This window comes from Variovorax sp. Varisp85, assembly GCF_047304045.1.
GTDB lineage: Bacteria > Pseudomonadota > Gammaproteobacteria > Burkholderiales > Burkholderiaceae_C > Variovorax.
The window spans coordinates 66,551-92,077 of the sequence record NZ_JBGLYN010000011.1 but is presented as its reverse complement, the minus strand read 5'-3'; the positions used below and the strand labels follow the sequence as shown (position 1 = coordinate 92,077).

Annotated in this window: 27 protein-coding genes; 12 read left to right on the top strand and 15 right to left on the bottom strand. The window is 68.0% G+C overall.

Translation table 11 applies throughout. The annotated features are described in order from the left end of the window. Positions 1 to 31: 31 nt before the first annotated feature. The gene (locus ACCC97_RS06985) at positions 32 to 1,042 is read right to left on the bottom strand and encodes an ABC transporter substrate-binding protein (RefSeq protein WP_413331938.1); all 1,011 of its coding nucleotides are present in this window, start codon (positions 1,040 to 1,042) and stop codon (positions 32 to 34) included. A gap of 110 nt (positions 1,043 to 1,152) precedes the next feature. Here ACCC97_RS06985 and ACCC97_RS06980 point away from each other — a divergent pair, with 110 nt between their 5' ends. The 5 genes from ACCC97_RS06980 to ACCC97_RS06960 all read left to right on the top strand — a co-directional run bounded on the left by ACCC97_RS06980 (position 1,153) and on the right by ACCC97_RS06960 (position 5,952). After that, positions 1,153 to 2,394, top strand: a complete 1,242-nt coding sequence (locus tag ACCC97_RS06980; RefSeq protein ID WP_413331937.1) for an acyl-CoA dehydrogenase family protein — start codon at positions 1,153 to 1,155, stop codon at positions 2,392 to 2,394. Beyond that, positions 2,391 to 3,371, top strand: coding sequence for an ABC transporter substrate-binding protein (locus ACCC97_RS06975; protein WP_413331936.1), 981 nt, complete (start codon positions 2,391 to 2,393; stop codon positions 3,369 to 3,371). The genes ACCC97_RS06980 and ACCC97_RS06975 overlap by 4 nt, the downstream gene beginning before the upstream one ends. Beyond that, positions 3,368 to 3,973: a cysteine dioxygenase gene (locus tag ACCC97_RS06970; protein WP_413331935.1), complete on the top strand. Its 606-nt coding sequence runs from the start codon at positions 3,368 to 3,370 to the stop codon at positions 3,971 to 3,973. The genes ACCC97_RS06975 and ACCC97_RS06970 overlap by 4 nt, the downstream gene beginning before the upstream one ends. Next, positions 3,970 to 5,595: a rhodanese-related sulfurtransferase gene (locus tag ACCC97_RS06965; RefSeq protein WP_007837317.1), complete on the top strand. Its 1,626-nt coding sequence runs from the start codon at positions 3,970 to 3,972 to the stop codon at positions 5,593 to 5,595. Before ACCC97_RS06970 ends, ACCC97_RS06965 begins: the two co-directional genes overlap by 4 nt. A 135-nt stretch (positions 5,596 to 5,730) precedes the next feature. Continuing rightward, positions 5,731 to 5,952 (top strand): hypothetical protein, encoded by a 222-nt coding sequence (locus ACCC97_RS06960; protein ID WP_007837319.1) that lies wholly within the window; start codon positions 5,731 to 5,733, stop codon positions 5,950 to 5,952. Between the two features lie 36 nt (positions 5,953 to 5,988). Here ACCC97_RS06960 and ACCC97_RS06955 read toward each other — a convergent pair whose 3' ends face one another. From ACCC97_RS06955 to ACCC97_RS06930, 6 genes are all read right to left on the bottom strand, one after another. After that, a complete protein-coding gene (locus tag ACCC97_RS06955) occupies positions 5,989 to 7,452 on the bottom strand; it encodes a DEAD/DEAH box helicase (RefSeq protein ID WP_007837321.1) in 1,464 nt (487 codons plus the stop codon). Between the two features lie 131 nt (positions 7,453 to 7,583). Continuing rightward, entirely contained in the window at positions 7,584 to 8,468 is an 885-nt protein-coding gene (locus ACCC97_RS06950) for a neutral zinc metallopeptidase (RefSeq protein WP_007837323.1), read from the bottom strand. Positions 8,469 to 8,577: 109 nt separating this feature from the next. Next, the gene (gene dcd, locus ACCC97_RS06945) at positions 8,578 to 9,144 is read right to left on the bottom strand and encodes a dCTP deaminase (protein WP_015866656.1); all 567 of its coding nucleotides are present in this window, start codon (positions 9,142 to 9,144) and stop codon (positions 8,578 to 8,580) included. Positions 9,145 to 9,306: 162 nt separating this feature from the next. Then, positions 9,307 to 10,593: a guanine deaminase gene (gene guaD, locus ACCC97_RS06940; RefSeq protein ID WP_413331934.1), complete on the bottom strand. Its 1,287-nt coding sequence runs from the start codon at positions 10,591 to 10,593 to the stop codon at positions 9,307 to 9,309. Between the two features lie 76 nt (positions 10,594 to 10,669). Then, on the bottom strand, positions 10,670 to 11,656 hold the full coding sequence (locus ACCC97_RS06935; RefSeq protein ID WP_007832797.1) for a hypothetical protein: 987 nt from the start codon (positions 11,654 to 11,656) through the stop codon (positions 10,670 to 10,672). Continuing rightward, a complete protein-coding gene (locus ACCC97_RS06930) occupies positions 11,653 to 12,258 on the bottom strand; it encodes a short chain dehydrogenase (RefSeq protein WP_007832795.1) in 606 nt (201 codons plus the stop codon). Before ACCC97_RS06930 ends, ACCC97_RS06935 begins: the two co-directional genes overlap by 4 nt. A gap of 103 nt (positions 12,259 to 12,361) precedes the next feature. Here ACCC97_RS06930 and ACCC97_RS06925 point away from each other — a divergent pair, with 103 nt between their 5' ends. Next, positions 12,362 to 13,243 carry a LysR family transcriptional regulator gene (locus ACCC97_RS06925; RefSeq protein WP_413331933.1) on the top strand — a complete coding sequence of 294 codons (882 nt, stop codon included), beginning with the start codon at positions 12,362 to 12,364 and terminating at the stop codon, positions 13,241 to 13,243. Positions 13,244 to 13,365: 122 nt separating this feature from the next. Here the strand turns inward: ACCC97_RS06925 and ACCC97_RS06920 are convergent, their stop codons facing one another. Beyond that, the gene (locus ACCC97_RS06920; RefSeq protein WP_007832791.1) at positions 13,366 to 14,469 is read right to left on the bottom strand and encodes a BMP family ABC transporter substrate-binding protein; all 1,104 of its coding nucleotides are present in this window, start codon (positions 14,467 to 14,469) and stop codon (positions 13,366 to 13,368) included. 101 nt (positions 14,470 to 14,570) lie between these two features. Continuing rightward, complete coding sequence (locus ACCC97_RS06915; RefSeq protein WP_007832790.1) at positions 14,571 to 15,512, bottom strand: LysR substrate-binding domain-containing protein; 942 nt, start codon at positions 15,510 to 15,512, stop codon at positions 14,571 to 14,573. 96 nt (positions 15,513 to 15,608) lie between these two features. Here ACCC97_RS06915 and ACCC97_RS06910 point away from each other — a divergent pair, with 96 nt between their 5' ends. Beyond that, a complete protein-coding gene (locus ACCC97_RS06910) occupies positions 15,609 to 16,916 on the top strand; it encodes an MFS transporter (RefSeq protein ID WP_413331932.1) in 1,308 nt (435 codons plus the stop codon). Here the strand turns inward: ACCC97_RS06910 and ACCC97_RS06905 are convergent. From ACCC97_RS06905 to ACCC97_RS06895, 3 genes are all read right to left on the bottom strand, one after another. Next, entirely contained in the window at positions 16,877 to 17,938 is a 1,062-nt protein-coding gene (locus tag ACCC97_RS06905) for an adenosine deaminase (RefSeq protein ID WP_157632187.1), read from the bottom strand. The genes ACCC97_RS06910 and ACCC97_RS06905 overlap by 40 nt on opposite strands. Positions 17,939 to 18,024: 86 nt before the next feature. Then, positions 18,025 to 18,828 (bottom strand): IclR family transcriptional regulator, encoded by an 804-nt coding sequence (locus ACCC97_RS06900; RefSeq protein ID WP_042673296.1) that lies wholly within the window; start codon positions 18,826 to 18,828, stop codon positions 18,025 to 18,027. Between the two features lie 68 nt (positions 18,829 to 18,896). Continuing rightward, positions 18,897 to 19,037, bottom strand: coding sequence for a hypothetical protein (locus ACCC97_RS06895; RefSeq protein WP_413331931.1), 141 nt, complete (start codon positions 19,035 to 19,037; stop codon positions 18,897 to 18,899). Between ACCC97_RS06895 and ACCC97_RS06890 the strand changes: the two genes are divergently transcribed. From ACCC97_RS06890 to ACCC97_RS06870, 5 genes are all read left to right on the top strand, one after another. Further along, positions 19,036 to 19,803, top strand: coding sequence for an ABC transporter substrate-binding protein (locus ACCC97_RS06890; RefSeq protein WP_413331930.1), 768 nt, complete (start codon positions 19,036 to 19,038; stop codon positions 19,801 to 19,803). The two genes, ACCC97_RS06895 and ACCC97_RS06890, sit on opposite strands and share 2 nt — an antisense overlap. Positions 19,804 to 19,969: 166 nt before the next feature. Continuing rightward, the gene (gene ehuD / locus ACCC97_RS06885; protein ID WP_413331929.1) at positions 19,970 to 20,641 is read left to right on the top strand and encodes an ectoine/hydroxyectoine ABC transporter permease subunit EhuD; all 672 of its coding nucleotides are present in this window, start codon (positions 19,970 to 19,972) and stop codon (positions 20,639 to 20,641) included. Further along, positions 20,638 to 21,399 carry an amino acid ABC transporter ATP-binding protein gene (locus tag ACCC97_RS06880; RefSeq protein ID WP_413331928.1) on the top strand — a complete coding sequence of 254 codons (762 nt, stop codon included), beginning with the start codon at positions 20,638 to 20,640 and terminating at the stop codon, positions 21,397 to 21,399. The genes ehuD and ACCC97_RS06880 overlap by 4 nt, the downstream gene beginning before the upstream one ends. Then, complete coding sequence (locus tag ACCC97_RS06875; RefSeq protein WP_413331927.1) at positions 21,396 to 22,679, top strand: NAD(P)/FAD-dependent oxidoreductase; 1,284 nt, start codon at positions 21,396 to 21,398, stop codon at positions 22,677 to 22,679. The genes ACCC97_RS06880 and ACCC97_RS06875 overlap by 4 nt, the downstream gene beginning before the upstream one ends. A gap of 88 nt (positions 22,680 to 22,767) precedes the next feature. Next, positions 22,768 to 23,160, top strand: a complete 393-nt coding sequence (locus ACCC97_RS06870; protein WP_007832776.1) for a nuclear transport factor 2 family protein — start codon at positions 22,768 to 22,770, stop codon at positions 23,158 to 23,160. A gap of 150 nt (positions 23,161 to 23,310) precedes the next feature. On the opposite strand, the gene ACCC97_RS06865 is transcribed toward ACCC97_RS06870, so the two are convergent. From ACCC97_RS06865 to ACCC97_RS06855, 3 genes are all read right to left on the bottom strand, one after another. Beyond that, the gene (locus ACCC97_RS06865; protein ID WP_007832770.1) at positions 23,311 to 23,682 is read right to left on the bottom strand and encodes a hypothetical protein; all 372 of its coding nucleotides are present in this window, start codon (positions 23,680 to 23,682) and stop codon (positions 23,311 to 23,313) included. Between the two features lie 132 nt (positions 23,683 to 23,814). Next, positions 23,815 to 24,471 (bottom strand): hypothetical protein, encoded by a 657-nt coding sequence (locus ACCC97_RS06860; protein WP_413331926.1) that lies wholly within the window; start codon positions 24,469 to 24,471, stop codon positions 23,815 to 23,817. A gap of 104 nt (positions 24,472 to 24,575) precedes the next feature. Continuing rightward, the gene (locus ACCC97_RS06855; RefSeq protein WP_413331925.1) at positions 24,576 to 25,514 is read right to left on the bottom strand and encodes an FHA domain-containing protein; all 939 of its coding nucleotides are present in this window, start codon (positions 25,512 to 25,514) and stop codon (positions 24,576 to 24,578) included. Positions 25,515 to 25,527: the final 13 nt, after the last annotated feature.

Here is a 25,527-nt window from a genome sequence, read left to right as displayed (position 1 = left end):
GGTTCTTGTCCTCGTGAATGGAAAGTGGATGTCAGGCGGCGGGCAGGCGCAGCACGCTCTCGAAGCTGCGGTCCCACAGCGGTCTGACGTCGGCCGGACCGTCGAGCACGCCGATCTTCAGGAAGGTGTCGGCCACGTCCTGGTGGCTGCGCACGACCGCATCGCTGACGGGGCCGAGGCTGTACTCACCGCTGCGGCGGTTGAAGAGCTCGACGATGTCGCCCACGGGCACGCGCGTTTCGGCCGACTGCGCGCGGGCGTAGGCCAGGAAGTTGCCGTTGATCCACGCGAACGAGCGTTGCAGTCGCTGCAGCAGGTCGCCCAGCGCGGCACGGCGCAATGCATCGTCGAGCGCGCGCGGATTGGCGTAGATGGGGAAGTTGCCCGAGAGATACCCCACGCCGGTCTTGATGACCCGCGCGCCGTACTGCGTGCGTGCCAACTGGCCGTTGTAGCCATAGATGGCCCAGGCATCGAGGTCACCGCGCGCGAAGGCCGAGAGGCCGTCCGACGGCGTGAGACTCACGGCCTGGATGTCGCTGAACGACAGGCCCGCTTCGGCCAGTTGCCTGGCGAGGTAGTAGTGCGAAGTGGTGGCGCGCACGTAGCCTACGCGCTTGCCCTTGAAGTCGGCGATGCTGCGGATGGGTGCATCCTTGCGCGCCAGCGTGGCCTGGTTGTTCAGGTCTTCGTGCGTCACGGCCACCAGCTTCACGCTGGACTTCTGCCGCGCCGCGAACACCGGCGGAATCTCGCTGCCCGAGCCCAGGTCGAGTGCATCGCCGTTGATGGCCTCGATGTGCAGCACGCCGTTGTTGAGCTCGCGCCAATCGATCTTGTAGGGCGTGTCGGCCTGGCCCGAAGCGGTGAGCAGCGGCCGCCAGAGGCCCTTGTAGGTGCCCACGCGCAGCGTGACGCCCGACAGGTCGCGCGACGGCGACGCAGCCTGGGCCAGGCCCGCTGCTCCGGCGGTTGCAGCCGTGCCCCACGCGGCGGCGGCTTGCAGCAGGCGGCGCCGGTCGAAAAGGAAGTCTGTTTTCATCCACCGAACCGTAACCAGGCGGGCAGCGGAAGCGAACGCAGAAAAACGAGTTTGCATATGCGGGATGCGTCGTTTCCCGGCGGCAGGCGGCCCGCTAACGTCTGGGCACCATGAGTGCACTCCCCTTGCGCCGCGCGCCGGCCACGCCTGAAGAACCATCGCCTCCCCCACCCGCCACCGTCGATGCCGCGGTCCTGGCGCGGCTGTCGGCGCAGTTCGCCGCCACCGCGGCCGACCATGATCGCAGTGGCGCCTTTCCGCGCGAGAACTTCGCGGCGCTGCAGGCGCAGGGGCTCATCGGGCTCGTCGCCCCCGCCGAACACGGCGGCGGCGGCGCCACGCTGGCAACGGCACGGCGGGTGATCGCAGCCGTGGCGCGCGGCGAGCCAGCCACGGCGCTGATCCTCACGATGACCTATCTGCAGCACCACGCGCTGACGCGCACCGACAGCCGTTGGCCGCCGCAGCTGCGCGAACGCGTGGCGCGCGATGCGGTGGCGCACGGCGCGCTGATCAATGCGCTGCGGGTTGAGCCCGTACTGGGTTCGCCCGCCCGCGGCGGCTTGCCGGCCACGGTCGCGCGGCGCGAGGGCAGCGGCTGGAAAATCGATGGCCACAAGCTCTATACGACAGGCATCGAGGGCCTGAGCTGGCTCGCGGTGTGGGCCCGCACCGACGAGGCCACGCCGCGCACCGGCGTGTTCCTGGTGCCGCGCGAAGCACCCGGCGTGCGCGTGATTCCCAGCTGGGACCACCTGGGCCTGCGCGCCTCGGGCAGCCACGAGGTGGTGTTCGAGAACGTCGCCATCGGCCTCGACCATGCAGCAGACCTGCGCGCGCCGGCCGACTGGGCGCCTGACGCGGGCAGCCAGACCGACATCGACGCCCATGCCACGCAACAGGCATGGATGACGGTGCTGCTCGGCAGCCTCTACGACGCGGTAGCGACGGCCGCGCGCGACTGGCTGGTGGGCTTCCTGAACCAGCGCGCGCCCGGCAGCCTCGGCGCGCCGCTGGCGAGCCTGCCGCGCGTGCAGGAGCACGTGGGCGAAATCGAGGCGCTGCTGCGAACCAACCGCGTGCTGCTCGACGACGCGGCCGCCGCTGTCGATCATGGCCATCCACCGACGGCCGCCGACAGCGGCCTGCTCAAGTACACGGTGACGGGCAACGCGGTCCGCGCGGTCGAGCTGGCCCTGCAGCTCAGCGGCAACCACGGCCTCACGCGGCAGAACCCGCTGGAGCGGCACTACCGCGACGTGCTGTGCAGCCGCATCCACACGCCGCAGAACGACGCAATCCTGGTCGCGGCGGGCAAGCGTGCGCTGCTGTCGCCGGGAGTCGCCGCATGACATCCCTGCCCTTCCCGAAAGCTTCGCGCCGCGATTGGTTCAAGCAAGGCGCCGCCCTCTCATTGGCTGCAGCCGGTTCGCTGCGCGCCCTCGCACAACCACAGACCACGCTGGTGCTCGGCGACCAGGCCGGCGGCCTGCGCTCGCTGTTCGAGGCCTCGCGCACGCTCGAAGGCGCACCCTTCGCCTACCGCTGGGCCAACTTCCAGGGCGCGGCGCCGCTGTTCGAGGCGCAGCGCAGCGCGGCGGTCGACACGGCCATGGCCGGCGACCTGCCCGTGCTGGCCGCGGCCGTCGGAAAGACGCCGCTGAAGATCGTCGCCACGCGCGTCGGCAAGGCCGACTCGCTGGGCATCGTGGTGCAGCCTGATTCGCCGCTGCGCAGCGTGGCCGACTTGCGCGGCAAGACGGTGATCGTCTCCTCGGCGCGCGGCAGCATCTCGCAGTACCAGCTGTACGGTGCGCTCGAAGAAGCCGGCGTGCCGCGCAGCGAGGTGACGGTGAAGTTCGTGCTGCCGACCGATGCGGCATCCGCCTTCGCGTCGAAGCAGATCGATGCGTGGGCCATCTTCGATCCGTACTACACGATCGCCTTGCAGCAGGGCGGGCGCATCCTGCGCGACGGGCGCGGCATCAATACCGCCCTGGGCTTCATCACCGCGAGCGAACATTCGCTGGCAGACCCCGCCCGGCGCGCGGCCATCGTGCAGTTTCTGGACCGGCTGGCCCGCGCGGGCGACTGGGCGCTGGCCAACCCCGAGGCCTACGCGCAGGCCTACAGCCAGCTCACGCGGCTTCCGATCGAGTCCTCTCGCATCATCACGGCGCGGGCGTCCGTGGCGGGCCGGCCGGTGAGCGAGGCAGACATCGTCGCGCTGCAGGCTGTGGCCGACCGCTCGGCGCGCGACGGCATCCTGCCGGTGCGCGTCGACGTTCGCGCGATCACGGACACCAGCGTCTGGAAGCGCACGGCGTGATCGCGCCGCTGCGCGAATTCGTCGGTGCCTTCGGCCGGCTGCTCGACAGCGCGCCCAACGAGCCCCGCATTCTTTCGGAAGGCGGCGCGCTGCTGCGCACGCTGGTGGCGCGCGACGACTGGCTGCCCGAGGCCTTTGCACAACCTGACCCGCTGCGCTACCGGCAATTCCTGCTGCACGCGGACAGCACCGAGCGCTTCTCGGTCGTGAGTTTCGTGTGGGGACCAGGGCAGGCCACGCCGGTGCACGACCACACGGTGTGGGGACTGATCGGCATGCTGCGCGGCGCGGAGTACAGCCAGGGCCATGTGCTCGACGCGCAGGGCCGTGCGCAGCCGCAAGGCGAAGCGGTGCGGCTCGATGCCGGTGACGTGGAAGCCGTGTCGCCCACCGTTGGCGACCTGCACCGCGTTCACAACGCGCATGCGGACCGCGTATCGATCAGCATCCACGTCTACGGCGCGAACATCGGCGCCGTGCGGCGGCATACTTACCCGGCGCAGGGCGGCCGCAAGCCCTTCGTCTCCGGATACTCCAATGCGCTGCTGCCCAACCTGTGGGACCGCTGCGCCGAACTCGGATCTTCTTCGACAACCGCATGACGACTGCCTCCTTTCCCACCCTTCCCTTCGCCGCCGTGCGCGCGCGGCTCATCGCACGCGAAGAAACCGCCCTGCTCGACGTGCGCGAGGAAGATCCGTTCGCACAGGAACACCCGCTATGGGCTGCGAACCTGCCGCTCTCGCGCGTCGAGATAGAGGCCTGGCGGCGCATTCCGCGGCTCGACACGCTGATCGTGCTGTACGGCGAGCACGGCGGCGCCGACCTTGCCCCGCCGGCCGCGAACACGCTGGCCGCGCTGGGCTACACGAACGTGCACCTGCTCGAAGGCGGCCTCGAAGGCTGGCGCAAGGCGGGCGGCGAGCTGTTTCGCGACGTGAACGTGCCGAGCAAGTCATTCGGCGAGCTGGTCGAGCACGAGCGGCACACGCCCTCGCTCTCTGCGCCCGAGGTGAAAGCGCTGGTCGATGCGAAGGCCAACGTGGTGGTGCTCGACGCGCGCCGCTTCGACGAATACCGGACGATGAGCATTCCCTCGGCCACCAGCGTGCCGGGCGCGGAGCTGGTGCTGCGCGTGCGCGAGCTGGCACCCGATCCGGCCACACAGGTGATCGTGAATTGCGCGGGGCGCACGCGCAGCATCATCGGCACGCAGTCGCTGGTGAATGCGGGCATTCCGAACCCGGTGGCGGCGCTTCGCAATGGCACGATCGGATGGAAGCTCGCGGGACAGGTGCTGGACCATGGCGCGGACCGGCAGGCGCCCGTTGCGGTGTCGCCGGCGCATCGCGCGCAGGCGCAGGCCGATGCAAGGCGCGTGGCCGATCTGGCCGGCGTGCGCCGCATTGCACTCGACGCCCTGCAAACGCTCGAAGCGCCCGGACGCACCGTGTACCGCTTCGACGTGCGCACGCCTGAGGAATATGCGGCGGGCCACCTGCCCGGCTTTGCCAGCGCACCCGGCGGACAACTGGTGCAGGAAACGGATCACCAGGTGCCGGTGCGCGGCGCGCGCATCGTGCTGGCGGACGACGATGGCGTGCGCGCTTCGATGAGCGCCTCATGGCTCGCGCAGATGGGGTGGGAGGCCTACGTGCCGGAAGTGGTGCCGACGGCTGCGGCGTTCACCGAAACGGCGGCACCGGCGAGCGCCTATCCAGCTGTAGCCGCTGCCGTGGGCGAGATCGCACCGAAGGAACTCGCGGTGTTGCTGCAGCAGCAAACCGGCACGGCGGTGATCGACGTGACCACCAGCGCGAACTACGCGAAGCGCCACATTCCGGGCGCCTGGTACGCGATCCGCGCACAACTCGCGCAGGCGCTCGACGCCGTCATTCCACCCGCCCAGCGCTACGTGCTGACCTGCGGCAGCAGCCTGCTCGCCCGCTATGCCGCAGCCGACCTGCGCGCCCTGCTCGACGCGCGCGGCGAGGGCGACGTCGAGGTGCGTGTGTTGGAGGGTGGCAACGCGGCCTGGTTCGCAGCAGGCCTCGAAGCGGAGACCGGCGAGACGCGCCTCGCGACCGCACGCACCGACCGCTACCGCCGCCCCTACGAGGGCACTGACGCCTCCGCCGAAGCGATGCAGGCCTACCTCGATTGGGAGTACGGCCTGGTCGCACAGCTGGGACGCGATGGCTCGCATCACTTCAACGTGATCTGACGCGCGAAAGAAAGCATTTTGAAAGGATTTCGACACGCCGGTGACACTGTGTCGCCAGGGTAAAGGCCGTCATCCGGCTAAGCGGCAAGGCGTTGGAGATTCATATCGACAACAACTCGTCCCAGGAGCTTTGCCATGAGATTTCCTGTTCTTGCCCTGTCCGCTGCCGCGCTGGCAGCCACCCTGACCGGCTGCGTGGTTGCGCCGGCTCAACCCGTCTATGCGGCGCCTCCGGGCGTGGCCTACGTCGCTCCGACGTACGTGTCGCCCGGCGTCGGGTTCACATGGGCCTACCACCCGCGCTACGGCTGGGGCTGGCGCCACCCGCAATACGGCTGGCACCGCGGATGGCGCTGAGCTGCGGCGGCTGACGCCGCTGCGCAGCCAGGCCAGCTAGCTCGGCTCGGCGCTCTTGAACAGCGCCGCGACCTTGCGCTTGGACTTGATGTTGCTGGAGATGCCGCGCGCGGGCGTGGCTGCCTTGGCGGCAGCTTCCCAGGCGGGCGTGGCGTCCGGCTCGCCGGGCTCGTAGGGCTTGTCGAAGAACGGATCGCGCGGCGCCGACGGCGCGCGGTGCGGGCGTCCACCGCCGCGGCGGGCTTCGGCTTCGCGGCGTTCGCGCGGCTGGTCGAGCACATCTCGTGCGTCGCCGGCTTCGCCTTCTTCGCGCCAGTGGCGGCGTCCGTCGTTGATGCGGCCGCGCGGGCGGTCTTCCTCGAATTCGACCGGCTCGAGTTCGATCTTCTTCTTGATCAGTTTCTCGATGTCGGCCACCAGGCGCGCATCGTTGCCACCGCTGGCAAAGCTCACGGCGAGGCCCGAAGCGCCGGCGCGGCCGGTGCGGCCGATGCGGTGCACGTAGTCTTCGGCGTTGAACGGCACGTCGAAGTTGAAGACCGCCGGCACGTCCTTGATGTCGAGGCCGCGTGCCGCGACGTCGGTGCACACCAGCAGATCGACTTCGCCGGCCTTGAACGCGGCGAGGGCCTTCAGGCGTTCGTCCTGGCTCTTGTCGCCGTGCAGTGCGGTGGTGCGCAGGCCATCGCGCTCCAGCGAGCGTGCGAGGCGCGCGCAGCCGAGCTTGCTGTTGACGAACACGAAGGCCTGCGTGATGCCGCGCTGCTTCACGATCTGCTTGAGCGCACGGCGCTTGTCGTCGTCGCCCACGCTGTAGAAATGCTGCTCGACAGTGGAAGCCGTTTCGTTCGGCCGAGCCACTTCGATGGTGACGGGGTTCTGCAGGTAGCTGCTGGCGAGGCGCTTGATTTCAGGCGAGAACGTCGCCGAGAACAGCAGTGTGGTGCGCTGCTTGGGCAGGTAGCTCAGGATGCGCTGCAGGTCGGGCAGGAAGCCGATGTCGAGCATGCGGTCGGCTTCGTCGAGCACGACGTATTCGACCTGGTTGAGCACCGCGTTCTTGGCTTCGATGTGATCGAGCAGCCGGCCCGGCGTGGCCACCAGCACTTCGACGCCCTTCTTCAGTTCCAGCGTCTGCGGCTTCATGTCGATGCCGCCGAACACGACCGTGCTGCGCAGGTTGGTGTACTTGGCGTACAGCTTGACCTGTTGCGCGACCTGGTCCGCCAGTTCGCGCGTGGGCAGCAGCACGAGGGCCCGGACCGGGTGCCGCGCCGGAGAGGTCGAGGCGTTTTCATGCTTGAGCATGCGCTGCAGCAGCGGGAGCGAAAACGCCGCCGTCTTGCCGGTGCCTGTCTGGGCGGCGCCCATCACATCCTGGCCCGAGAGCACGACCGGAATGGCCTGCTCCTGGATCGGTGTCATGGTCTCGTAGCCCATTTCGGCCACGGCGCGCGCCAGCGGTTCCGCCAGCATCAAATTGGAGAAGGAGCTTGTCATTGAGCCCGCTATTGTCGCATTGCCGCAAAAAACGGCAGTGACTTCGGCATGACAACGCCCGCGCCCATGGAGTTGCTATTTATTCAATAGCAATCCAGCCAGCATCGACGGGGTATTCGGGGACATGCAACTCAAAGGCTGCGTGCATTGAAAGTGTCGCAGGCCTTGATGTCGCCGCTTTGATAGCCCGAGCCGAACCACCGTTGGCGCTGCGCGCTCGATCCGTGGGTGAAGCTGTCGGGCACCACCGCACGGCCCGCGGAACGCTGCAAAGCGTCGTCGCCGATCTTCTGCGCAGCATTCATCGCGGCCTCGATGTCGCCCGGGTCGAGCCATTTCTTCGACTCCTGCGAATGGTGGGCCCACACGCCCGCGAAGCAGTCGGCCTGCAGCTCGACGCGCACGCTCATCGCATTGTTCTGCGTCTGGCTGAGTCGGCCGCGCATGCCGTCGACCTTGGCGGTGATGCCGAGTTCGTCCTGCACGTGATGGCCGACCTCGTGCGCAATGACGTACGCCTGCGCGAACTCGCCCGGCGCGCCGAGCTGGTTCTTCAGCGTGTCGTAGAAGCCGAGGTCGATGTAGACCTTCTGGTCGCCCGGGCAGTAGAACGGCCCCATCGCCGACTGCCCCGTGCCGCAGGCCGTGGGCGTGGCATCGCGGAACAGCACGAGGCGCGGTGCGTGGTAGGTGCCGCCGTTCTGCCGGAATACGGCCGTCCACACGACCTCGGTGTTCTTGAGCACCGTCGAGACGAACGCCGCTTCGCGGTCGCCGGACGGCGGCTTGGGCGCGGGTCCCTGCTGTTGTTGCTGCACCTGGGCCGGACCGCCACCGCCGCTGAGCAGGCTCAGTACCGTGAGCGGGTTGATGCCGAAGACCCAGCCCGCGATCAGCGCGACCGCGATGGTCCCGATGCCGATGCTGCGCCCGCCAATGAAGCCACCCCCACCGCCGCCACCTTCACCGCGGCGGTCTTCGACGTTGTCCGATTGTTCGTTGCCTTCCCATCTCATCGCAGTCTCCTTGCCGGCCATTGCAGGAGGATTTGCCGGCGTTCGCAGGATGGTACTTGTCCCGGCGACCCCCAGGGTAACCGGCCGTCAGCGGCCGGCCGGCAATACGTCAGGTTTTTGGCAGAGTGACGCCGCGCTGGCCCTGGTACTTGCCGCCACGGTCCTTGTAGCTGGTCTCGCAGACCTCGTCGCTCTCGAAGAACAGCACCTGCGCGCAGCCCTCGCCCGCGTAGATCTTGGCGGGCAGCGGCGTGGTGTTGCTGAATTCGAGCGTCACGTAGCCTTCCCATTCGGGCTCGAACGGCGTGACGTTGACGATGATCCCGCAGCGCGCGTACGTGCTTTTGCCCAGGCAGATGGTCAGCACGTTGCGCGGGATGCGGAAGTACTCGACCGTGCGCGCCAGCGCGAAGCTGTTGGGCGGGATGATGCAGTAGTCGCCGTGCATGTCGACGAAGCTCTTCTCGTCGAAGTTCTTCGGGTCTACCACGGTGCTGTGGATGTTGGTGAAGACCTTGAATTCAGGCGCGCACCGGATGTCGTAGCCATAGCTCGAGGTGCCGTAGCTGATGATCTTGTGGCCTGCGGCCTCGCGCACCTGGCCGGGCTCGAAGGGCTCGATCATGCCGTTCTGCTCGGCCATGCGCCGGATCCATTTGTCGCTCTTGATAGACATTGAAAACACCCCAGTCTTCGCGCACTTCGTGTCGCTACGCCAACCCCTCAAGGGGCAACACCAGCGGCCCGGCAAAGCCGGTTCCGCGGTGTTCCTGGAAAAGGTTTCGCCGCGCTCGCTGGGTCGGCGATTGTGGCATGGGTGGGTTCGCCCTCTCAGGCCTCAGCCAGCCTGCGAAATCACCGTGCGCTCGACCAACCGGTCGTCGCCCAGCACGATCATCGCGAAGAGCACTTCTTCCAGCGTGTTCGCCAGCTTCGTCTTGCGCGCCAGCAGCGGCGTGGCCGCCGGATTGAGCACCAGGAAGTCGGCTTCGCAGCCCGGCTGCAGGTTGCCGACCACGCCGTCAAGTCCCAGCGCGCGCGCCGCGCCGCCGGTGTGGCGCCACCAGAGTTCCGAGGGCGCGATGCTCAGGCCGGCCTTGGTCTGGCCTTCACGGCCGACGTAGTAGGCCGCCATCATGGTGTGGAAGGGGCTGAAGCTGGTGCCGCCGCCCACGTCGCTGGCCAGGCCATAGGGATAGTCCACGCGGTCGGCCGCGCCGAAGTCGAAGAAGCCGCTGCCGAGGAACAGGTTGCTGGTCGGGCTCACGGCCGCGGCCGTCTTCGTCTCGCGCAGCAGCTCGCGGTCGGCCTCGTCGAGGTAGATGCAGTGCGCGTACACGGCGCGCTCGCGCATCAGGCCGAAGCCGGCGTACACGTCGAGGTAGGAACGCGCCTTCGGATACAGCTCGCGCACCCATTTCACTTCGTCGCGGTTCTCCGCCACGTGCGACTGAATCCAGGTGTCGGCGTACTTCGCGGCCAGTTCGCCCGCGCCGCGCAACTGGGCTTCGGTGCTCGCGGGCGCGAAGCGCGGCGTGATGGCATAGCCCAGGCGGTCGACGTCGTGCCACTTGCGGATCAGTGCCTCGGTATCGATCAGGCTCTGCTCCGTTTCGTCGCGCACGCCGTCGGGCGAGTTGCGGTCCTGCAGCACCTTGCCGGTGATCATGCGCAGGCCGCGGCGCTGGGCGCCTTCGAAGAAGGCGTCGACCGAGGCCACGTGCGAGGTCGCGAAGGTCAGCGAGGTGGTGACGCCGTTGCGCAGCAGTTCGTCGAAGAACACGTCGGCCACTTCGTTCGAATGCGCAGGGTCGGCGAATTTGCTTTCGGCCGGGAAGGTGTAGTTCTCGAGCCAGGGCAGCAACCCCGGCGAGGGCGAACCGATGATGTCGGTCTGCGGAAAGTGGATGTGCATGTCCACGAAGCCCGGCGCGAGGATGCGCCCGGGCAGGTGGGTCGTCTGCGCATCGGGATGGCGCGGCGCGACGGCGGCATGGCTGCCGGCATCGAGCACGCGCTGGCGGCCGGTGCCGTCGGGGGCGACGACCAGCAGCCCGTCTTCATCGAAAACGGGCTGGCCGGCGGCATCGAATCGCAGGAGGGAGGCGCGGTAGGCTTTTTTCATCGTGGGTAGGGAGGGTAATCCAGCCCCGCCGGCCCACGATTTCCACGCGCGTATGAGTGCTATATGCGGAATGCACTCAGCGTGCTGGCAGTGCACGCGACTGGATGTCGAAGGGCACGCCGGTCGGCACAGGCCCGTCGCCGTCCTTGCGCTTGGTCAGCAGCGAATACTTCGACTCGATGAAATAGACGCGGTTGCCCCATACCGCGCCGGACGACGGGTCGTTGAGCCCCGCCACCACCGTCTGCAGGCCGAGCCTTGCACCGTCGACGCGCGCCACGGTGACCTGGCCGCCATAGGGGCCCTCGCCGAAGGCATTGCTTTCGAACAGCACGAGCCGGCCCGGCTTCCAGGCGCGGATCGCGTCGACGTTCTTCAGCACGCGCGGAGCTTCGATGCGCGTGACCTCCCCCGCATTGCCGTCGGCGCCCAGGCCGATGCGCAGCACGTAGGACGCCGCGGCCACGAGACTCACGTAGACATCGCGCCCGCCGTCGATGGCGATGCCATTCAGCCCCTTGTAGGGCCCCGGGCCGGCCAGCGCCGGGTCTTCCTTCCAGACCGCGAGCGCGGCGGCGCCCGGCGCGAGCTTCAGCACGCGCGGGTGAAAGGAGTCGGTCACGTAGAGGTTGCCGCGCGCGTCCTGGGCGAGGTCGTTGCAGTAGCCGTTGTCGGGCATCGCATAGCTGGCATGCGGTGCGCCGGTGGCCAAGTCGTAGCGCTTGAGCGCGCTCGGCGTCTGCGGCACTGTGGTGAAGCCGCTGTTGCCAGAGCAGATCCACAACGCCCGCCGCTTCGCATCGACCAGCACGCCCTGCCCGTTCGCAAGCCCGTTGGCGCCGGGCTGCACCAGCACTTCGGCCTTCGGGGCGACGCCCGGCTTCAGCCGCGCGACCGCGCCCTCGCGCCAGCTGCCGACGTAGAACGCACCGTCGGGGCCGATGGCGACGCTTTCCGGATACCAGTCGTCGGGCAGGGCCTGTACGGCGGGCGGGGCGGCCGAGGCCGTCGCCGCGACGTACGCAAGCAACGCCCCGAGCAGCAGTGTGCGCGCCCGCGTCATTGCCACACGCGATATACGCGTCCCGTCTGCGGCCCTTCGACACTGCGGATGTAGGCCTGCGCAGCCTTTGCCGCCGACACCGACTCGAAACCCGGAAAGAACGACCCGTACAGCGGCAGCGACTCGGCCAGCACCGTCGGGCTCACCACGTTGATGCGGATGCCGCGCGGCAGTTCGATGGCAGCGCCGCGCACGAAGCCTTCAACCGCCGAGTTGACCGCCGTGGCATTCGCGCCGTGGCGGATCGGCTCGTCCGCCACGATGCCCGTGGTCAGCGTGATCGAGCCGCCGTCGGTCAGCACATGCTGGCCCAGCAGCGCGAGCCGCACCTGGCCGAGCAGCTTGTCCTGCAGGCCGACGTTGAAGTCGGCCGGCCGCATCTCGTTCAGCGGCCCGAAGAACAGCCCGCCCGCCGCCGACACGATGGCATCGACCCGACCGACCGCCGCATACAGCGCCTCGACGCTCGCGTCGCTCGTGATGTCGACCTGGTGATCGCCACGCGTGCGGCCTGCGCGAATCACCTCGTGGTGGCGCTCGGCCAGTGCCTGCACCACCGCACTGCCGATGGCGCCTGTCGCGCCCACAACCAGAACTCTCATGAAAACCTCGCCGGATTGAATGAACAGGCGGCCATTGTTTTGCGAACCATCAATTTGATAAATTGCCGTCCGGTTCGGTCATTCGAAACTTTAGGTTTTCAATATGGACAAGCTGCGCGCCATGGAAGTCTTCGTCGCCACGGTGGATGCGGGCAGCTTCGCTGCGGCCGCGGAGGCGCTCGACCTGTCGGCCGTGATGGTCGGCAAGCACATCCGCGCGCTCGAAGAACAGCTCGGCGCGCGCCTGCTGGAGCGCACCACGCGCCGCCATTCGCTCACGGAAATCGGCGCCGCCTATCTCGAGCGCTGCCGCGACGTGCTCTCCAGCGTGCACATCGCCGACGGCGTGGCCGAGTCGCTGCGCGCCATGCCGCAGGGCGTGCTGCGCGTGACCGCGCCGGTGGCGTATGGCGCGCACCGGCTCACGCCCGTGATCGGCGAGTACATCGCCGCCTATCCGCAGGTGAAAGTGGAGCTGAGCCTCAACGACCGCGTGGTCGATCTCGCGGAGGAAGGCTTCGACTGCGGCATCCGCTCGGGCGCCGCGGTCGACGAACGGCTCATTGCAAGGCCGCTGGCGCTGTCGCGCATGTACGCGGTGGCCAGCCCCGAATGGGTCGCACGCCACGGGCAACCCAAGCACCCATCCGACCTGGAGGCATTTCCGCTACTGGGCTTCGCAACCTGGGGGCCGGACCATGCATGGCGCTTCACGCGCAAGGGCAAGACGGTGCATGTGCCCGTGCGCGGCCCGCTCACCACCAACAACGGCCAGGCCCTGCTGGCCGCAGCCATGGCCGGCGTAGGCGTGATCGTGCAGGCCGACGCGCTGCTCGGGCCCGCCATCGCCTCGGGCCAGGTGGTGCGGCTGTTGCCCGGATGGGAACTGCCCACGCGGCAGGTGCACATCATGCGGCTGCCGGAAGCGCGGCCGAGTGCCAAGCTGCGGACCTTCGTGGACTTTGTGGTCGAGCGGCTGGGCTGAAGATCCGCGTTCTACTGATAAATGACGTCAGCGGTGACACCTGCGCCGCTTCGCCAGCGCATCAAGACCCTGTTGCGCCGAAGCTCCATCGCCGCGGGCAACGCCGTCGGCTCGCAAGCCCGTTAACGGGCCACCCGCCCCTGCACACCTTCGACCAACCAGTTCATCTTCAGGATCTGCTCGTCATTCAGCTGCGCGCCCTTGGCAACCACGACGTGGCCCTCGTTGTCGCGCACGTCGGCGGCCACCGCACGAAACGGCTGCAGCTTGCCGGCCGCGATGTCCTTCTGCCGCGCCAGCACCTCGTCCTGCACGGCCTTGGGCACCTTGGTGCCGAAGTCGCCGACGCGGATCATTCCTTCCCTCACGCCGCCCCAGAGGTTGCCGCTCTTCCAACTGCCTTCGAGCACGGCCTTCGCGCGCTGCGTGTAGTAGCCGCCCCACTGGTGCGTGACCGCGACGATCTGCGCGTCGGGCGCGATCTTGCGCATGTCGGAGTGATAGGCAACGGCCATCCTGCCGCGCTCCTGCGCCGCGGCCATCACGGCGGTGGAGCCGGTGTGGAAGGCCACCACGTCGGCGTTCCGGTCGAACAGCGCCATCGCGGCGTCGCGCTCCTTCGGCGGATCGAACCACTCGTTGAGCCACACCACGTGGACCTTCGCAGCCGGATTCACCGAGCGCATGCCGAGCGCGAAGGCGTTGATGCCCTGCAGCACCTCGGGAATCGGGAAGCCCGCGACGTAGCCGGCGATGTTGGTCTTCGTCATGCGGCCGGCCGCGATGCCCGCGAGGTAGCGGCCCTCGTAGTAGCGCGCATTGGCGGTCGCGACGTTGGGCGCGGTCTTGTAGCCGGTGATCGATTCGAACTTCACCTCGGGGAAGTCCTTCGCCACCTTCAGCGTCGGCTCCATGTAGCCGAAGCTCGGCGTGAAGATGAGCGTGTTGCCCTGCTGCGCGAGGTCGCGGATCACGCGCTCGGCGTCGGCGCCTTCGGCCACGTTCTCGACGTAGGTGGTCTGGACCTTGCCGCCCAGCGCCGCATCGACGGCCTTGCGGCCTTCCTCGTGCTGGCGCACCCAGCCGGCATCGGTGACGGGCGTGACGTAGACGAAGCCGATCTTCAGCGGCGCTTTGGGCGACTGCGTCTGCGAAAAGGCGGGAGAAAAGAAAAAACAGGCGGCAGCGCACGCCAGAACGGCGCGGCCAGCGAGGTTTTTGTACATGGTGTTCCTCTACATGGCCCCGGAAAAGCACAACCCGCAGCCGGCCGGGACGCCCGGCTGCGGGGTTCGGATTTTAGTGCGGCCTTCGCGCGGCCGTTTTTCTACTCGAGCTGCACATGCTGGCGCACAGCCTCCAGCAACAGCGTGGCCAGCCGGCTCGCCGGGGCCTCGGAGTGGGCCTGCGCGCGATAGAGCACGAGCGATATCTGCGGCAGCGCCGGCAGGGACAGCGTCGCGCGATCGATGGCGCGTACGTGCGAGGGCAGCCCGAAAGGCGTGCGCACCGTAAGACCCAGTCCGGCCGATGCGGCGGCCCACAGCGCCGCGAGGCTGGCACTGCCGAAAGCCCGGCGCCACGGCACGCCGGCGCGGTCGAGCGCGGTGATCACGATCTCGCGCAACGGGCACGGGGCGTCGAGCATGATCAGCGGCAGCGGCTCCTTGCTCCTGGCCTGGCGCGTACCGGCGCCGCGGCTCTCGCGCTCCGTCCACCAGGGTGCTTCGACCCTGTCGGGCGTCTTCGGGCCGATCCACAACAGCGGCAGGCGGGCGACGCGTTCGGCGTAGGGCGACAGGGGCTGGTCGCCCGCGTCCCACGCCAGTGCCAGGTCGAGCTGGCCGAGTTCGAGCCGCTCGCGCAGTTCGCCGCTGCGCGCCACGCAGGCCTCGATGCGCACCTTGGGATGTGCGCGCGCGAAGCGGCCAAGCACGGCGGGCAGCAGCGTCTCGCCGAAGTCTTCCTGCAGGCCCAGGCGCACCCAGCCCTGCAGGTCGGTGCCGCGCATGGCGGCGCCGGCTTCTTCATTCAGTTCGAGCATGCGGTGGGCATAGGTCAGCAGCGTCTCGCCTGCATCGGTGAGCTCCAACCCGCGGCCGGCCTTGCGGAACAGCACGGTGCCGGCCTGCGACTCCAGCTTCTTCAGCTGCGCGCTCACCGCCGAGGTCGAACGGCCCAGCCGGTCGGCCGCGCGCGCATAGCTGCCGAGCGCGATGCCGGTGGAGAAGGTGCGCAGCACGTCGAGATCGAACATCACCTGGCTCATGTCGGGTCCTTTTCTTATAGTCCTGATTTTTGGGACGATGGGCTCATTATTTTCTGATTTTCAAAACCTTTGCAGCGGCCGACACTGCCCTGCAACATGACCCCTTCACCCCACTCCTCTTCGTTTTCCCCACGCCACCGCTGGAAAGTGCTGGCTGCAGGCGTGGCCGCCAACGCGGCCTTTTCCGTGGCCTTCAGCGGCATTCCCATGACCGCCGTGCTGATGCGCACCGGCTACCAGCTCGACAACGCCACGCTCGGGCTGGTGCTGGGCCTCATGGGGCTGGGCATTGCCGTGAGCGAGCTGCCGTGGGGCCTGTTGACCGACCGCTGGGGCGACCGGCCCGTGCTGCTGACGGGCCTGGGCAGCACGGCCGTCGCGCTGGTGGCGATGGCGCTGTGGGCCGCGCCGGGCGCAGGGCACATTCCCGGCCTCGGCTGGCTCGGCGCCGGGCTGCTGCTGGTCGGCCTGCTGGGCGGCAGCGTCAACGGTGCCAGCGGCCGTGCGGTGATGACATGGTTCGACGCCGGCGAGCGCGGCCTCGCGATGAGCATCCGCCAGACGGCCGTGCCGATGGGCGGCGGCATCGGCGCGCTGGTGCTGCCCTTCGTCGCTCTGCACTTCGGCTTTGCCGCGCTCTACGGCCTGCTGGCCTTGCTGTGTGCGTTGAGCGCGGCCATGAGCTGGGCCTGGGTGCACGAGCCGCCTGTCGCGCCCCGTACCAAGGCCACGGCCGAAGCGCGTGCCGTGTCCAAGAGCGGCCCGCTGCGCGACGCTCGCGTGTGGCGCATCGTGCTGGGCATCGGCATTCTCTGCGCGCCGCAGTTCGCGGTGCTGTCCTTCGGCACTGTGTTCCTGCACGACTTCGGACATGCGGGCCTGGCGACGATCACCGCCACGATGGTCTTCACGCAGGTCGGTGCGATGGTGATGCGCGTGTGGAGCGGCCGCTGGACCGACCGCCGCCGCAACCGACCGGCCTACCTGCGCGCCTGCGGCGCCCTCAGCGTGCTGCTGTTCGCTGCACTCGCGGTGCTGGTGATGGCCGCCGGTACACATGTCGCCGATTCATTGGCGCTGCGGATCGCGCTGGTCGTGCTGCTGGGTGTGAGCGGTGTCTGCGTGTCGGCCTGGCACGGCGTGGCCTACACCGAGCTCGCCACGCTGGCCGGCGCATCCCGTGCCGGCACGGCGCTGGGCATGGCGAACACCAGCGTGTTCCTGGTGTGCTTCATCACGCCCTTCTCTATTCCCCACCTGCTGGCGCTGCAGGGCTGGCCGCTGGTGTGGCTCGCGGCCAGTGCCTGTGCGCTGGTGGCAATGCCACTGCTGGTGCCGCGGCCCGAGACCGCAGCCACTGCCGATCAGAAGGTCGCGAAGACCGCGTTGAGCCGGTCGACGTAAGCGCGCTTTGCGGCCGCGTCGATGAAGCTGCCCTCGAAGCTGTTCGCCGCGAGTTGCCAGGCCTGCTGCGCGTTGAGCCCGGTGGCCGCGAAGGTCTGCGTGAAGTTCTGGTTCATGTAGCCGCCGAAGTAGGCTGGGTCGTCCGAGTTGACAGTGGCGACCAGGCCCGCATCGAGCAGCGCGCCCAGGTTGTGCTGCGACAGGTCGGGGAACACGCAGAGCTTGAGGTTCGACAGCGGGCACACGGTGAGCGGGATGCGGTCTTGTGCGAGCCGCTTCATCAGCGCAGGGTCTTTGGTGCTTTGCACGCCGTGGTCGACGCGCTCGACCTTGAGCACGTCGAGCGCACTCCACACGTACTCGGGCGGGCCTTCTTCGCCCGCGTGCGCGACGAGGTGAAAACCCAATTCGCGGCAGCGCGCGAACACGCGCGCGAACTTTTCCGGTGGGTGGCCGACTTCACTCGAATCGAGCCCCACGCCGATGAACTTGTCCCGAAACGGCAGCGCCTGCTCCAGGGTCTCGAAAGCCTCTTCCTCGCTCAGGTGACGCAGGAAGCACAGGATGAGAGCCGCGCTCACGCCGAGCAACGGCTGCGCATCGACGCATGCGCGGTGCAGGCCGTTGACCACCGTTTCCATCGCCACGCCGCGCGCGGTGTGCGTCTGCGGGTCGAAGAACATCTCGGTGTGCACCACGTTGTCGGCCGCGGCGCGCTCCAGGTAGGCCCAGGCCATGTCGTAGAAATCTTGTTCCTTGAGCAGCACGCTGGCGCCGGCGTAGTAGATGTCCAGGAAGCTCTGGAGGTTGGTGAAGGCGTAGGCACGGCGCAGTTCCTCGACGCTGGCGTACGGAATGGACACGCCGTTGCGCTGCGCGAGCGCGAAGATGAGTTCGGGTTCGAGCGAGCCCTCGATGTGCATGTGCAGCTCGGCCTTGGGCATGGCGCGCAGCAGCGCAGGCAGGCGCTCGGCGGCGATGCGGTCGAAGCTCTTGTCGTAGGTGGGGCGGAAATCGGTCATGGTGGGTGCGAACTGCTGCTGCGTTGTGATCCCGCACAGCATAAGGGCACCCACCTGCCGGCGCGATGTCTGAAACCGTATAGGTGTCAGTCGATGCTGCGCGCCGAACTGGTGAGCGAGCGCGCGCAAAGCAGCAGCGTGGGCGCCAGCTTGCGCACCGCCTCCTCCAGCGTCCAGCGGCTGGTCGGCGCGACGATGTGCACCGATGCCACCGGCCTCCCCTGAGCGCCCAGCACGGGCGCGGCGATGGTCATGTCGCCGAGGAAAAGCTCCTCGGCATTGGTGGCGAAACCCTGCTGCCGCGCCTGGCGCAGCTCCTGCAGGATCTCGTCCACGCCGGTGCGGGTGTGCATGGTATGGGCCACGCGGTCGGAGGCTTCGATGAGCGCGCGCGCCTCGTCCTCGGGCAGCGCGCTCAGGAAGGCGCGCCCCGAAGCCGTGCAGTACATGGGAATGCGGCTGCCGATGGGCATGTGCACCGGCACGAATTGCGCGCTGACGAAGCGCGCCACGTAGACCATGTCCAGCCCGTCGGGCTCGGTGAGGCACGAGGTCTCGGTCGTCACCTTGGTGAGTTCCGACAGGAAGGGGTTGGCCACGTCGATCAGCGAATGGGCCGCGAGGTAGTTGAAGCCGATCTCCATGACCCTGGGCGTGAGCTGGTAGCGCCGCGTCTTCGGGTGCTTGCGCACGTAGCCCAGCTTCTCGAGCGTGAAGACCATGCGCTGCGCCGAACTCTTGGTGATATCGGTGGCCTCGGCCACGTCGGCCAGCGTCATGGTTCGGCGCCGGGCGCTGAAGGCGCGCAGCACGGCCAGGCCCTTCTCCAGCGACTGATTGAAAAGCAGGCTCTGGCCGTCTTCGGGGGCTGTGTCGGGTGTGGCGTCCATGGCGGTGGAGTATATCCACATTCCTTTGAAATATCGAATATCGATATTTTAGACTCGACTAGTGGTTTCTATTTATTGTTTAGAGATTCAAAAGAATCGATTATTGGCACGCATGTTGCATCGCGGGTGCCGCGCATCTTTTCCTTCCCTGTCTCTCTTTTCTTTCTTCTTCTTCCTTCAACTTCCCTTGCTTCGAGGAGTGCTTCCATGAATCGCATCGTTCGCCGCCTTCATCGCCTGGCCCTGGGTCTTTGCATCGCCGGCGGCGCCTCGCTCGCGGCCGCGCAGGGCGCCGCGCCCACCTTCAACGTGGGCGCCACCGCCACGGGCGTACCCTTCACCTTCCTCGACGTGAAGACCAACAGCATCCAGGGAATGATGGTCGACACCGTCACCGCCGTGGGCAAGGCCGGCGGCTTCGGCGTCAACGTGCAGCAGACGGTGTTCTCGGCGTTGATCCCCTCGCTCACCGCACGCAAGATCGACATCGTCTCGGCCGCCATGCTCAAGACGCCGGCACGCCAGGAGGTGGTCGACTTCAGCGACCCGGTCTACTCGTACGGCGAAGGCCTGATCGTCAAGGCCGACGACGCCCGCGCATACGTCTCGCTCGACGAGCTCAAGGGCGAGGTGGTGGGCGCGCAGGTCGGCACGGTGTTCCTCGACATGCTGAACAAGAAGGGCATCTTCAAGGAGGTGCGCAGCTACGACTCGGTGGCCGACATGACGCGCGACCTCTCGCTCGGGCGCATCAAGGCGGGCCTCGGCGACCAGCCCATCATGGCCTACCAGATCCGCCAGAACACCTTCCCCGGCGTGAAGCTGGTCGACAGCTACAAGCCCGTGAACGTGGGCGACGTGTGCCTGGTGGTGCGCAAGGGCGACACCGAGACGCTGGCACGCATCAACAAGGCGATCGCGGCGATCAAGGCCGATGGCACGCTCGCCAAGATCGTCCAGAAGTGGGGGATCTGATGCACACCCCCAGGCTTCGCGCACTTCGTGTCGCTGCGCCACCCCCCTTGCAGGGGGCAACACCTGCGGCCCGGCAAAGCCGGTTCCGCGGTGTTCCCCGAATGGGCCTGACTACGTCGGCCGGTCGATTCGACGTGCCGCGCACCGCGCAACAGGACTGATGCAGATGGCTGCTTCCTCCTTCCTCCAGCACGCGCAGGACTTCCTGCCGATCCTCCTGCAGGGTGCCGTGGTCACCGTGCAGGTGACGGTGCTCTCCTTCCTGCTGAGCAGCGTGCTTGGCCTGGCGCTGGCGCTGATGAAGCTCTCGCCGGTGCGCGCGCTCTCGTGGGCCGCCACGGTGATCGTCAACGTGATCCGCGGGCTGCCGATCATCGTGCAGCTCTTCTACATCTACTTCGTGCTGCCGGAGTTCGGCGTGCAGCTCACGGCCTTCCAGTCCGGCGTGATCGGGCTGGGCATCGCCTACTCGGCCTACCAGGCCGAGAACTTCCGCGCCGGCATCGAGGCGGTCGACCCCGGCCAGCGCGAGGCGGCGCAGGCCATGGGCATGCGCTCGGCGCTGATCATGCGGCGGGTGATATTGCCGCAGGCCTTCCGCATCGCGCTGCCGCCCTACGGCAACACGCTGGTGATGATGCTGAAGGACTCCTCGCTGGTCTCGACCATCACCGTGGCCGAGATGACGCGCGCGGGCCAGCTCATCGCCTCGTCGACCTTCCAGAACATGACGGTCTATACGCTGGTCGCCCTGCTCTACCTGCTGATGAGCCTGCCGCTGGTCTGGGGCCTGCGTCGGCTCGAGAAGCGCTTCGCCGCAGGAAGGAAGCAGCCATGATCCACGTCGAGGGACTCGAAAAGCGCTTCGGCGCGCACCGCGTGCTGCAGGGCGTGAGCCTGCACGTGGACAAGGGCGAGGTGGTGTGCCTGATCGGCCCGTCGGGCTCGGGCAAGTCGACCGTGCTTCGCTGCATCAACGCGCTGGAGTCGTACGAGGGTGGCGAGATCCGCGCCTTCGGCGAGCGCGTGGACCGCAACGCGCCCGGCATCCACCGGCTGCGCAGCCGCATGGGCATGGTGTTCCAGCGCTTCAACCTGTTCCCGCACCGCACCGTGCTGGAGAACGTGATGGAAGGCCCCGTCTACGTGCTGCGCCAGAACGCCGCGCGGGCGCGCGAGGAAGCGATGGCGCTGCTGGCCAAGGTCGGGCTGGCCGAGAAGGCGCAGGCCTGGCCGGCACAGCTCTCGGGCGGGCAGCAGCAGCGCGTGGCGATCGCCCGCGCGCTCGCGATGAAGCCCGAGGCCATGCTGTTCGACGAGCCGACCTCGGCGCTCGACCCCGAGCTGGTCGGCGACGTGCTCGGCGTGATGCGTGCGCTGGCCGACGAGGGCATGACGATGATCGTGGTCACGCACGAGATGGGCTTCGCCCGCGAGGTGGCCGACCGCGTGTGCTTCCTGCACAGCGGCAGCATCGTCGAGGAAGGTCCGTCCGCGCAGGTGCTGGGCGCGCCGCGCCATGCGCGTACGCAGGACTTCCTGCGGCGCGTGCTGCATCCTTCCGGTGCGGCCGGCTCCGGGGAGGTGCGCGCATGAGCGTAGCCAGTGCCATGCCGCCATCGCTCTGGGCCGCCACCGCGCCGCCCGCCGCGCCGACGCCGCCGCTCGCCGGATCGCGCAAGGCCGACGTGCTGATCGTGGGAGGCGGCTTCACCGGCCTGTCTGCCGCGCTGCACCTGGCCGAGGCCGGCGTGCAGGTCTGCGTGCTCGAGGCACATGAGCCCGGCTGGGGTGCCTCGGGGCGCAACGGCGGGCAGGTGAACCCGACGCTGAAGCACGACCCCGACGAGCTTGTGCGGCTGTACGGCGCCGAGCGCGCCGAGCCGCTGATCGATGCGGTTTCGAGCTCGGCCGACCTGGTGTTCGACCTGATCGCGCGCCACGGCATCGACTGCCAGCCGGTGCGCAACGGCTGGCTGCAGGCTTCCTACGCGGCGAAGGACGTGGCCGGCCTGCATGCGCGCGCCGAACAATGGGCCAGGCGCGGCGTGAATACGCTGCCGCTCGACCGCGCGGCCGTCGCGGCGCGGCTGGGCACCGATACCTTCGCCGGCGGCTGGCTCGACGGCCGCGCCGGCGGCATCCAGCCGCTGGCCTACACGCGCGGGCTGGTGCGCGCCGCGCAGGGCCTGGGCGTTGCCGTGCACGGCGGCACCGAGGTCACCGCGCTGGAGCGGCGCGGCTCGCACTGGCATGCGAGCACGTTGACGGGCGCCAGCGTCACCGCGGAGCAAGTCGTCATAGCGACCAACGGCTACACAGGCGCGCTATGGCCCGGGCTGAAGCGCACGGTGCTGGCGGCCAACAGCTTCATCGTGGCCACCGAGCCGCTGAAGGGCGCGGCGGCCGACGCGATCCTGCCGCGCGGCGAAACCGCCTCGACCTCGCAGCGCCTGCTGCTCTATTTCCGCAAGGACGCGCAGGGCCGCCTGCTGATGGGCGGGCGCGGCCATTTCGCCGACCCGGGCGGTCCCGCGGATTTCGCGCACCTGGAGCGCTCGCTGGAGCTGCTGTTCCCGCAGCTCGGGCCGCTGCGCTACGAGTACCGCTGGGCCGGCCGAATCGCCGTCACGCGCGACTTCATGCCGCACGTGCACACGCCGGCGCCGGGCATGACGATCGCGCTGGGCTACAACGGCCGGGGCATCGCGCTGGCCACGAGCATGGGCAAGCACTTGGCTGCGCGGCTCGTGGATGCGGGCGCGGATTTTCCGTACCCGGTGACGCCGATCCAGCCGATCCCGCTGCATGGCCTGCAGCGCTTCTACGTGGCCGGGGGCGTGGCCTGGTACAGCCTGCTCGACCGGCTGGCCTGACGAGTCGCCCAGGTGCCCGGGATGTCTTGCCATGTCGCACGCCTGTGCGTCAAATGCCGGGCATCCTACTCACCTCTTCAGGAGACACATGCCGATCGACACCCTCGCCACCTGGCACCGGCTCGTCAAGGAACGCGATGTGGCGGGGCTCGATGCCCTGCTCGACGACGAGGCCGTCTTCCATTCGCCGGTGGTGCACACGCCCCAGGTGGGCAAACGCATCACGCAGAAGTACCTGGCGGCGGCATTCCAGGTGTTCTTCAACGAGAGCTTCCGCTATGTGCGCGAGCTCAGGTCAGAGCACGATGCGGTGCTCGAATTCGCGCTCGAGCTGGACGGCATCCAGATCAATGGCGTCGACATGATGAAGTGGAACGACGCAGGCAGGATCACCGAGTTCAAGGTGATGCTGCGCCCGCTGAAGGCCGTGAACCTGATCCACCAGAAGATGGCGGCGCAGCTCCAGCCCCCGCAATCCTGACAGCGCCAATGCGCCCGGCACGCCACGGCGTTCGAACCGGCGCGCCCCCTTCGCGAGACACCGCGGAACCGGCTCCGCCGGGCCGCAGGTGTCGCCCCCGGCGAGGGGGTTGGCGCAGCGACACGAAGTGCGCGTAGCCTGGGGGAGTATTTATTCAGCGACGACGTGCAGGCTGCCCTGCACGCTGTACGCCCGCACGCACATCCGGGTCAACTGCACGAGAAACCGAAACACGGCCGGCTCGCTCAGGCAATCCGGGGTGATCGCCATGATGTCCTTGCGGAACTCCATCAGCCCGTTGCCGGACATCGCCATCTCGGCGGAGGTGCCGTAGTAGTGCTTCCAGAAGTCCTGCAGCGGGCCGCGCTTCACCTCGTCGATCACCAGCGTATAGCCGCGCTCCCAGACCTCCTCGTCCATGGCCAGGCAATCGACGTTGGGGTCCTGCAGACGGGCGCCTGGGGGCACCAGGAACACGCGCCGCGTCGCTACCCGCTCAACGGCGGCTTGCTGTGGGCGCATTGCCTGACTCCGCAAGCTCGATTGAAGCGGCTGGCGAGGTGCAAGAATCGGTGAAGGTATGTTCTGCAGCATGGCGTGTGCTTCTCATGATGGGTGTCCTCGAGGAAACCAGGAGGTGTGACAGCTGAAAATTCAAACCGCGAGCAGCCGCAGGCGGCTCGCGTTGGAATGGGCCAGGCTCTTTGGCGGGTCCCAGGTTCCATTGGCGTTCAATGTGGTGGTCAGCGCGTAGACGCCGGCCGGATACGGCAACTCGAGTGGGTTGTTGATCGTGCTGACGTCGATCACATCGCCTTCCTCGTAGTCGCCATAGGCGATGAAGTAGCGGGGGCGCGGCGAGAAGGCCAGGTTCTGGTTGGGGCGTGCCTGCGCCGCATACACCGTGCTGCCTCCCATGGTCACGCCCACGGCAGCCGCGGACCTGCCCGGGACGCTGGCCGACTCGGCGAGATAGAACCGCGACCGATCGGGTCCCGGGATCGGGTTCACGAACCGGTAGGCACGGTCGTAGTCGAGCGTGATCTTGTTGTTCAGGCCGGTCGCGTCGTAGGTTTCCGTGGCGGTGAACTGGGTGCCGGGCTGCAGTTCGCCAGTTTCAGCCCAGGAGAAGCCGGTGTCGACGCTCCACTGGAACTTGACGCGCGAACTCGGGCCCGGGTTCGAGAACTCGGCGAACCAGGCCAGCGACAGCGCATTCGGCGCCCATTGCGTCGGGTCGTTCTGGAACACCATGAAATAAGCCGAATGACTCGCATGGTTGTTGACCGTGACTGAATAGATCATCCCCATGGCAACTCTCTTCCGGAAGTGATGGATCAGGCGGTTGGTGCCGCAACGGCACCGAGCTGGACCTCACTCTAGGGATCGCGAGTGGAGAATGAAATTACAGGCGATTACACGCGCTGTGCGCCACCCTGGATCTCGAAGGGATAGTTGCCGAGGCGCACGTTCCCGCGCCGTCGCTCGACCAGCGGCGGCTCGGCCAGCCGGGGCGCCAATGCATTGAGGATCTGGTGCTTCGCCCTGAAGATCTGGATGTTCACGTATGAGGGCTCCACGCCCAGCATGCGCGAGAGTTCGTCCAACCCGATCCAGCCCTGGCTCTGCGGCGCAACGCCTTTTTGCGCGTCCTGCTGCCGCACGCGGGCGAGCGTGACGAGGGTGTAGTGATGAATGCGTTCGCCGAGCGACACCGATTTGCCGTCCGCCACCAGGCTCAGGCTCGTGTGCTCCTCGTTTTGGCTGACGTTGAAGTGCAGCGAAACCTCCGCCGAGGCCGGCGCCGAGGCTGCGATCGGGTTCTCGGAAGTGGACGCTAGGTCGTCGCCCAGCACGAACTCCCACGTGCTGCCCGAGGTGCGGACCACGGCGCCATCGTTGAGGTACTCGATGCCGCCGATGTGCTCGAGCATCCATTTGCCTTCGTGGAAATACACGTTCACTTCAGGCTGCTGCTCGTCCGGCAGCAGGTTTTCGCGAAGGTTCAGCACCACGGCGGCGCCGCGCCCCTCGCTCGGAAAAAGGCAGGTGGCCGGCGGCGCGAGGTCGTCCGCGATCCAGACCGTTTCATCGCCCACGCCCATGCGGACTTCGGCGCCCGCGGGCAAGACGGTCCAGCGGCCGCCCGGCAGGCGCTCGCCGTTCAACGTGGTGCCGTTGCGGCTCTGGTCGACGATCTCCCATGCGCGGCTGTTCCATCGGACAAGCGCATGGACCTGTGACACGTCCGGCGCCTTCAGCACCGTCTGGCATGCCGAGGCGCGGCGGCCGAAGGCATGCACGGGCCGCAGCATGGTGGCGCGCCCGTCGAGCTTGTTCCTGAAAATAGCCATCGGTGCATTCTCT